The 7092-nt window shown below is 71.3% G+C and carries 8 protein-coding genes; 4 read left to right on the top strand and 4 right to left on the bottom strand.

The annotated features are described in order from the left end of the window. Both EFK10_RS25200 and hisI read right to left on the bottom strand, forming a co-directional pair. The gene (locus tag EFK10_RS25200; protein ID WP_127357953.1) at positions 1 to 1515 is read right to left on the bottom strand and encodes an anthranilate synthase component I; all 1515 of its coding nucleotides are present in this window, start codon (positions 1513 to 1515) and stop codon (positions 1 to 3) included. Between the two features lie 425 nt (positions 1516 to 1940). Next, positions 1941 to 2315 (bottom strand): phosphoribosyl-AMP cyclohydrolase, encoded by a 375-nt coding sequence (hisI, locus tag EFK10_RS25205; protein WP_127357954.1) that lies wholly within the window; start codon positions 2313 to 2315, stop codon positions 1941 to 1943. Between the two features lie 155 nt (positions 2316 to 2470). Here hisI and EFK10_RS25210 point away from each other — a divergent pair, with 155 nt between their 5' ends. Continuing rightward, positions 2471 to 3301, top strand: coding sequence for a hypothetical protein (locus EFK10_RS25210; protein ID WP_127357955.1), 831 nt, complete (start codon positions 2471 to 2473; stop codon positions 3299 to 3301). 37 nt (positions 3302 to 3338) lie between these two features. Further along, the gene (locus EFK10_RS25215) at positions 3339 to 3974 is read left to right on the top strand and encodes a TIGR03085 family metal-binding protein (RefSeq protein ID WP_127357956.1); all 636 of its coding nucleotides are present in this window, start codon (positions 3339 to 3341) and stop codon (positions 3972 to 3974) included. On the opposite strand, the gene EFK10_RS25220 is transcribed toward EFK10_RS25215, so the two are convergent. Next, on the bottom strand, positions 3971 to 5230 hold the full coding sequence (locus EFK10_RS25220) for an MFS transporter (RefSeq protein WP_127357957.1): 1260 nt from the start codon (positions 5228 to 5230) through the stop codon (positions 3971 to 3973). The two genes, EFK10_RS25215 and EFK10_RS25220, sit on opposite strands and share 4 nt — an antisense overlap. Positions 5231 to 5254: 24 nt before the next feature. Continuing rightward, the gene (locus EFK10_RS25225) at positions 5255 to 5845 is read right to left on the bottom strand and encodes a winged helix-turn-helix domain-containing protein (protein ID WP_127357958.1); all 591 of its coding nucleotides are present in this window, start codon (positions 5843 to 5845) and stop codon (positions 5255 to 5257) included. A gap of 106 nt (positions 5846 to 5951) precedes the next feature. Here EFK10_RS25225 and EFK10_RS25230 point away from each other — a divergent pair, with 106 nt between their 5' ends. Continuing rightward, positions 5952 to 6572 (top strand): O-methyltransferase, encoded by a 621-nt coding sequence (locus EFK10_RS25230; RefSeq protein ID WP_127357959.1) that lies wholly within the window; start codon positions 5952 to 5954, stop codon positions 6570 to 6572. A 5-nt stretch (positions 6573 to 6577) separates the two neighbouring features. Further along, positions 6578 to 6982 carry an NUDIX hydrolase gene (locus EFK10_RS25235; protein ID WP_240677454.1) on the top strand — a complete coding sequence of 135 codons (405 nt, stop codon included), beginning with the start codon at positions 6578 to 6580 and terminating at the stop codon, positions 6980 to 6982. Positions 6983 to 7092 lie beyond the last annotated feature (110 nt).

The raw sequence follows: 7092 nt of genomic DNA on the forward strand, positions 1-7092 counted from the left end.
CTATCGCCGCAGCGCGTTCGCCGTGGCCACCGCGCGCAGCACCGCCGCCGCCTTGTTGCGGCACTCGGTGTCCTCCGCGACCGGGTCGGAGTCCGCCACGATCCCGGCGCCGGCCTGCACGTACGCCGTGCCGCCGCGCAGCAGGGCCGTACGGATCGCGATGGCCGTGTCGGAGTCCCCGGCGAAGTCCAGATAGCCGACGCAGCCGCCGTACAGGCCGCGCCGGGTGGGCTCCAGCTCGTCGATGATCTGCATCGCGCGCGGCTTGGGCGCGCCCGACAGCGTCCCGGCGGGGAAGCAGGCCGTCAGCACGTCGAAGGCGGTCCGCCCGGCGCCCAGGGTCCCCGTCACCGTCGAGACGATGTGCATCACATGGCTGTAGCGCTCGATCGACATGAAGTCGACCACCTCCACGCTGCCCGGCTGGCAGACCCTGCCCAGGTCGTTGCGCCCCAGGTCGACCAGCATCAGATGCTCGGCCCGCTCCTTCGGATCGGCCAGCAGCTCGTCCGCGAGCGCCTGGTCCTCCTGCGGTGTGCCCCCCCGGGGGCGCGTGCCGGCGATCGGGTGCACCATCGCCCGGCCGTCCTCGACCTTGACCAGCGCTTCCGGGCTGGAGCCGACCACATCGAAGCCGTCGAAGCGGAACAGATACATGTACGGCGACGGGTTCGTCGCCCGCAGCACCCTGTAGACGTCCAGCGCGCTCGCCGGGCACGGCGTCTCGAAGCGCTGCGACGGCACGATCTGGAAGGCGTCCCCCGCCCTGATGTACTCCTTCGCCGTCTCCACCGCCGCCTGGTACGTGGCTCCGCCCGACCGCGCCGTCATCTCCTCCGGCAGCGCCGACGGCGGCAGCTCCACCGCCGCCGAGTCGAGCGGCCGGGCCAGGTCGGCCGCCATCGCGTCCAGGCGGGCGACGGCGTCCGCGTAGGCCTCGTCGACGCCGGTGTCGAGGTCGTTGTGGTTGATCGCGTTGGCGATCAACAGCACCGAGCCGTCCCAGTGGTCCAGTACCGCCAGGTCCGACGTCAGCAGCATCGTCAGCTCGGGCAGCCCCAGATCGTCCTGCGCGTGGTCCCCGATCCGCTCCAGGCGCCGCACGATGTCGTACCCGAGGTACCCCACCATGCCGCCGGTGAACGGCGGCAGCCCCGCGTCGTCGTGCAGATCGCGCGGCGTGTGCAGCGTCTCCACGGTCGCCCGCAGCGCCTGCAGCGGATCCCCCTCCGCCGGCACGCCCACAGGCGGTGTGCCCAGCCAGTGTGCCTGCCCGTCGCGCTCGGTCAGGGTCGCGTCGCTCCGTACGCCCACGAACGAATACCGTGACCACGACCGCCCGTTCTCCGCCGACTCCAGCAGGAACGTCCGCGTCCGCTCCCCCGCCAGCTTCCGGTACAGCCCCACCGGCGTATCACCGTCCGCCAGCAGCCTCCGGCTCACCGGAATCACCCGGCGGTCCAGCGCGAGCTTCCGGAACGTATCAAGGTTGGGGGTGACGGTGCCCGTGGTCATGCCCGAAGCCTAGTGCCCTCCGGGCACGGCAAGGGTCCCGGCCACCCGCCGTCGGAACTTCTCGCCGTCGCCGGGTGCGGGCCCGGTTGGGCCGGCCTCCCCCCGCTAGATCCGTACTTCGCGGGTGGCTGATTCAGGTGAACCGGGCCGCTCCCGGAAGCTGCGGCGCGATCGGATTCGATCGACATTCATGCTTCCTCACGCCGACTCGATACACGCCGATCACCCGACCCATCACACTCGGTCGCGCACTCCCGGGAGAGCCAACTGAACGGGTGACCCGCGAAGTACGAAGCCAGACACTGGGAGGGGGTCCCCCCCCAGCCTGGCGGCTGGGTGGGAGTCCTCCCGGCCGAAGGCTGGGGGGAGAGTGCCCCTACCCCCAGCCTTCGGCCGGGAGGGACCCCCACCTCGCTTCGCTCCCCTCAGGCGGGCGACCTACCCCCAACCGGGAGGGGGTCCGCGTCGAAGCAGGTGCGGTCGCCGGTGTGGCAGGCGGCGCCGATCTGGTCGACCTTGACGAGGAGGGTGTCGCCGTCGCAGTCGAGGGCGACGGACTTGACGTGCTGGACGTGGCCGGAGGTGTCGCCCTTGACCCAGTACTCCTGGCGGCTGCGGCTCCAGTAGGTGCAGCGGCCGGTGGTGAGGGTGAGCCGGAGCGCCTCGTCGTCCATCCACCCCAGCATGAGCACCTCGCCGGTGTCGTACTGCTGGGCGATGGCGGGCACGAGACCGTCGGGGTTGCGCTTGAGGCGGGCGGCGACGGCGGGGTCGAGGGAGCGGTCGAACGGGGAGTCCATGACCCTATTCTGCCGCCGATCACACCCGGACCGAAAAAGCCGCATAACGCACATAGTCCGCAAGTCGACTGACCCGCCGTCAGCGGGGGACGGACCCTGTCACGACTTAGTATCCGAGTGGAGCTGACCTCACCCGTATGGGGCATGCTTCGTGCATGAGTTTTCCTCCGCCGCCGCAGCCCAACCAACCCCAGCCCGGCCAGGGCGGCGGCTACGGTCCGCCGCAGGGCTACGGACCCCCGCCCCCGCCGCAGGGAGGCGGCTACGGCTACCCCGACCAGGGCGGCTACCCGCCTCAGGGCGGAGGTGGCTACGGAGACGCGGGCGGCGGCTACGGCGGAGGCGGCGGCTACGGCCCCGGCGGCCCGGGCGGCTACCCCCCGCCGCCGAACAATGGCGGCGGCGGGAACGGCGGGAGGATCGCCGCGATCGCGATCGGCGCGGTGATCGTCATCGCCGCACTCGTCGGCGGCCTCGTGGTGATCCTGGGCGGCAACAAGGACAACACGGCATCGACCTCCAGCAGCTCGACCCCGACCGCGTCGGAGACCTCCACGGCGTCGGCCACCGCGTCCGGCGGAGCCACGGCCACCGGCACCGCGAGCTCGAACCCCACCGACAGCCTGGTCCCCTACGTCGTCCTCAAGCCCGGCAAGTGCTTCGACCACCCGGGCCTGAACAGCAGCGTCACCGAGGTCAAGACCATCTCGTGCAGCTCCCCGCACGACGGCGAGGTAATCGCCAACGAGACCTTGACCGGCAGCTTCACCACCGAGGCCGAGCTGCAGAAGAAGGTCCTCAGTCTCTGCGAGAAGGACGCCAAAGCCCGCCTCGCCAAGATCCCGGCCGACGGGAAGACGTATTACTACTACGCGATCTACCCGTCCCTGACGACGTACACGATCCAGAACAAGGACACCATCTCCTGCTCCCTCACCCTGAGCAACAAGGTCGACGGTAAGCAGCTCACGAAACCCCTCGCCTAGGCCTCCGGTAGGCGAGGCGTGGACGTACGCTGACGGTATGTCGACTCATGCACAGCGTGAACGTCTACTCCTCGCCGACCTCCTGGAAAGCGTCGGGCCCGAGGCCGCCACCCTGTGTGACGGCTGGACCACCCGCGATCTGGCCGCACACGTCGTCGTCCGCGAGCGCCGCGCCGACGCCTCCGCCGGCCAGCTGATCCCGCAGCTGGCGCCCCGGCTGGAGCGCGTGCGCAAGGAGTTCGCCGACAAGCCGTACGAGGAGCTGATCCAGCTCATCCGCAGCGGCCCGCCACGGCTGTCCCCCTTCGCCCTCAAGCAGATCGACGAGGCCGCGAACACCGTCGAGTTCTTCGTCCACTCCGAGGACGTCCGCCGCGCCCAGCCCGACTGGACGCCCCGCGAGATCGACCCCGTCTTCGCCGACACCCTCTGGTCCCGCCTCGAACGCACCGCCCGCCTCCTCGGCCGCAAAGCCCCTGTCGGCGTCGTCCTGCGCCGCCCCGACGGCCAGACCGCCGTCCTGCACCGTGGCACCCCGGTCGTCACGGTCACCGGCGAGCCGGCCGAGCTGGTGCTCTTCGCCTTCGGGCGTACGGAGTCCGCGCGGGTCGAGACCGAGGGCGACAAGGACGCGGTCACCAAGCTGTACGAGACCAAGCAGCTCGGCATTTAGCGCGGCAGCTCCGCGCGCCGCAGCGCCGGGCTGGCGAGACCGTACGCGGCCGCCAGCACCGACACAGCGGCGCTGACCGTGAACACCGGCTCCAGCCCCCAGACCGCGATACCGGCGCCCATCAGCGGGTAGGTCAGCGGTGCGACGCCGACCGTGAAGAGGGTCATCACGGAACCGACCCTGCCCAGATACGCGGCATCCGCCGTGGTCTGGAGCAGAGCGCCGACCAGCGCGCCGCTGAACCCCGCCACCACGCCGAGCACCGCGCCCACCCCGACGGCCGCCGGCAGCGACGGGACATACGCCAGCGCGGCCGCCGCGACCGCCCCCAGCGCCAGGGAGCAGCTCAGGACGAGCCCGGCCCGCGGCACCCTGCCCCGTACGGTCAGCAGCAGCGAGGCCGCGCCCGCGCCGGCCCCGAAGCCGCCGACAATCCAGCCGAGCCCCGAGGCGCCCCAGCCGCGCTCGCTCACCAGCAGCGTCACCCCGATGTTCAGCGGTCCGCCCAGGCCCAGCTCGCCGACCGCTCCCACCACCACCAGCGCGGCCAGCACCCGGTTCCGCCGGATGTGCCGCAACCCATCGACCAGGTCACGCCAGGCAATCCCCTTGGCCTTGGCCTCCGCACGGTCATCGCCGGGCAGCGGCCCGACCCGTACAGCGGCCAGCAGCACCAACGACACCGCGAACAGCGCCCCCGCCACACCGAAGGCAGCCGCCTCACCGCCGACCGCCATCGCCACCCCGCCCAACGGCGCCCCGGCGACCGTGGCCACCCGGGTGGCCAGCCCCTTCATGCCCTGGACGCGGGCCAGCTGGTCCGGCCCGGTGATGCGCGGCGGCAGCGCGCTCACGGCGGGCATGAACAACGCGTCCACCGCCCCGAAGACCAGCGCCACCACCACCAGGGCCCACAGCCCCGGCGTCGCGACCGCCAGCAACCCCGCCATGGCCAGGATCACGACACACCGCGTCGCATCACTGCCGATCACCACCCTGCGCGGCCCGAACCGGTCGGCGACCACTCCCCCGCCCAGCATTAACGCCGCTCTCGGCACCGAACTGACCGCCAGCACCAGCCCCGCCTGCGCGGCGCTCCCGGTCCGGGTCGCCGCCCAGGACAGGGCGAGGAAGTAGACGCTGTCACCGATGAGCGACGCCGCGAACGCCGCCAGCCACCGCAGCACGTTGCCGTCGCGGTGGGCGGGCCTGGGAGCGGTCGTGGCGGAGATCGTGGGTATCCGGGTCGCCTGCATGTCGGCGCCCTCCTTCTTCACAGGTCAGTCGCGGAAAGGGAATCCGTACATGTGCAGGGAGACGTGCTCGCGCCCCTCCCTGTCGCCGGCGGCCTCGGCCGCGCGGCCGTGCTCGATCCAGCGGCGGACCAACGCGTCCATCTCCTCGCTCAGCCGACCCAGTTCGGCGGCGGTCAGACTGGCCAGGTACTCGGAGCTGAACTCCGTCTCCATCCACTCCTTGGGCCAGGCCGACGACGCGTCCAGATGCGCCATGTACCGCTCGTAACGGGACGTCACGATCTGCCGGGTCACGGCGCTCATCACCGCCGCACCTTCCGGCCGGTCGGCGAAGTCCGTGCTCCGGAAGCTGAAGCCGCGCTCCGAGGAGACCTGCCACCACCGCTCCCGGCCGTCCGAACTCTCGCCGGGCGCCTCGACGATGAAGCCGTGCGCGGCCATCTTGCGCAAGTGATAGCTGACCAGGGACGGAGCCTCGTCGACCTGCTCCCCCAGCTGTGAGGCGGTGGCCTTACGGGCGACGGTGAGTGCCCGGTAGAGCTTGATGCGCAGGGGATGGGTGAACACCTTCAGCGCGTCGATGTCGGTGACCCTGGGCGTCTTGTCGTCTGCCATGTCCACGACGGTAGATGCACAAAAAAAATTGCGCAATAGATTTTGCGCAACTTCTCCTTCGGATCATCCGCGACGAACGCCATGGAGGCGCGAGAGGATTGACGCCATGTCACTCGACGGGACCCGCGCCCACGCCACCGCCTCCGGCGCCCTGCCCCCGCTGGTAGCCGACGCCGTCAGGGCCGCCGAACGGCTCGGCTTCGGCTACTCCTGCCGCCCCGAACACGGCCGCCTGCTCCAGGCCTTGGCCGCCGGCGCCACCCGCATCGGCGAGACCGGCACCGGCTGCGGCGTCGGCCTCGCCTGGCTGGCCTCTGGCATGCGGCCGGGCGCGGTCGCGGTGAGCGTGGAACGAGACCCCGTACGAGCGGCGGCGGCCGCCGAGGTGTTCGCAGAACAAGACGACGTGACCGTCATACGAAGCGACTGGACAGCAATCGCCGACCACGCCCCGTACGACCTCCTGGTCCTCGACGGCGGCGGCCAGGGCAAGGGCGACGGCCTCCCCGCCGACCCCGAACGTCTACTGCGCCCCGGCGGCGTCCTGGTCGTCGACGACTTCACCCCCTCCCGCACCTGGCCCCCGCTCCACGACGGCCGCCCCGACGAGGCCCGTCTCCACTGGCTCACCCACCCCGCCCTGCACACCGTCGAACTCCCCCTGGCCCCCGACCTGGCCGTCCTCCTGGGTACCCGCCGCTTCCCTCCGACGAAACCTGGACCGTAGGCGCGGTGATCCTCAACCCCGACGGCAAGGCATTCGCCCAGAAGCGCAGCCCCGACCGCCGCCTCTTCCCCAACTGCTGGGACATCGTCGGCGGCCACGTAGACCCCGGCGAGACCATGCACGAAGCCCTCCTCCGCGAGGTCGAGGAGGAAACCGGCTGGCGGGTCCGCCGCATCGTGCGCTCCCTCGGCACCTCCACCTGGACCGGCGACGACGGCCTCGGCCTCCGCCACGAAGCGGACTACGTCATCGAAGTCGACGGCGACCTGGCCAACCCCCGCCTGGAATGGGCCAAGCACTCCACTTACGATTGGTTCGGCCCCGCCGATCTCCCCCGCCTCAAGGAGAACCGGACCCCCGCCGAAACCCTTGTCCACGACCTGATCGTCAAGGCCCTCAGGCAGGGCTGAGAGCCTGTCGGGTGACCTCTGATCGGGCGGCCACGCCTCCCCCAGCCTGGCGGCTGGGAGGTGCCCCCAGGCACGCACGCTTCCCGCGTTGCCGAAATGCCCTAGTAGCT

It is taken from the genome of Streptomyces soli (assembly GCF_003999195.1).
Lineage (GTDB): Bacteria > Actinomycetota > Actinomycetes > Streptomycetales > Streptomycetaceae > Actinacidiphila > Actinacidiphila soli.